Origin of the sequence: Limnospira sp. PMC 289.06 (assembly GCF_032350395.1) — a bacterium.
Lineage (GTDB): Bacteria > Cyanobacteriota > Cyanobacteriia > Cyanobacteriales > Microcoleaceae > Limnospira > Limnospira platensis.
The window spans coordinates 1-1,046 of sequence record NZ_JARPLC010000354.1 but is presented as its reverse complement, the minus strand read 5'-3'; the positions used below and the strand labels follow the sequence as shown (position 1 = coordinate 1,046).

The 1,046-nt window shown below is 45.9% G+C and carries 2 protein-coding genes and 1 pseudogene; all 3 read right to left on the bottom strand.

Going from position 1 to position 1,046, the window contains the following annotated elements; translation table 11 throughout:
- Positions 1-23: 23 nt before the first annotated feature.
- Positions 24-233 carry an RNA-directed DNA polymerase gene (locus tag P5674_RS25155; RefSeq protein WP_315670421.1) on the bottom strand — a complete coding sequence of 70 codons (210 nt, stop codon included), beginning with the start codon at positions 231-233 and terminating at the stop codon, positions 24-26.
- Entirely contained in the window at positions 208-429 is a 222-nt protein-coding gene (locus P5674_RS25150) for a hypothetical protein (RefSeq protein WP_014274215.1), read from the bottom strand. The genes P5674_RS25155 and P5674_RS25150 overlap by 26 nt, the downstream gene beginning before the upstream one ends.
- A gap of 87 nt (positions 430-516) precedes the next feature.
- Positions 517-645 (bottom strand): annotated as a pseudogene (locus P5674_RS25145) (reverse transcriptase N-terminal domain-containing protein); the annotation flags it as partial.
- Positions 646-1,046 lie beyond the last annotated feature (401 nt).

Sequence of the window (1,046 nt, the reverse complement as noted above, 5' to 3'; positions counted from 1 at the left end):
CAGTTATTTCGGGCATTTCAGCCCTATTTCATACCCGAACGTCTCGCACCTGCATCTAGCACGAAATATTCACCTTTGTTGATACTCTGGTAAATCCTGGCTATTGCATCTTGGGCTGACCGTCCGGGTCGGAACCCATAGCTTGTGTTTTCAAATCTCGATTCCCATTCAGGTTCGAGTGCCGATTTAACCAAGGCTTGCCTAGCTCTATCTGGGATTGTGGGTATTCCCATTCCCGCTTTTCTCATCCCTACCGGGTTTTGGAATCCACACCCATCGTAGCGGTTTTGTTTTGAGTTTTCCCTTAATGTTCTTAACAAGCTCAAACCTTTGTCTTGGGGAGATTGCTCTCATTCCATCAACTCCGGCAGTTTTCTTGCCTTGACCCGCCTGGGGGGCGGGTTTATTAAGCTGACTGTTGGGAAGCATGGCTGACCGTGGAACCCGCCCCTACAGCCGCACTGCTAAGAGTCGGGCATAATATGACTTCACCAATAGACGTTGCCACCTTCTTGCCTTTGCGTCCTGTCCCGATTTAGCTGCTTGAAATATCCTCTTTTGGAGCTTGAAAACTTTTCTCTGGACTTTCGCCCATGGGATTTGTTTCCATACAAACGCACGTCTTGATTGGTTTTGATTTCTCAAATCCTTTCTTTAAACTCGCTTTCGTCATAGTAACTCCTACTAGACTCTATTCTTTACAATCAAACCGTGACCCGTCTGCATATCCTTATCATTACAATAAGGCGTTGGCTTTTGGTCACATCTCACCCCCTCAAAGGCATTCGCTTACATTTGTCACTTCTAACTATCTCGACCAGATTGTTAGAGCCTTAGAGGGATTACAACGTTCCGTTTATATGGGCATTCCATCTTTAGATTTGTCCTATCCACCGGGGTACTTTTAAAGGTCTGTGTAGGTGTTGCATAGAGAACCCTACTTTTCCCCTTGCTCTTTTGAACGTAGCGTGTCAACCTATTTCGCTACCTTAATAATGACGATGGTTCAAGCCGGACATTCGGTTTCCCTAATCATGGATGGTTGG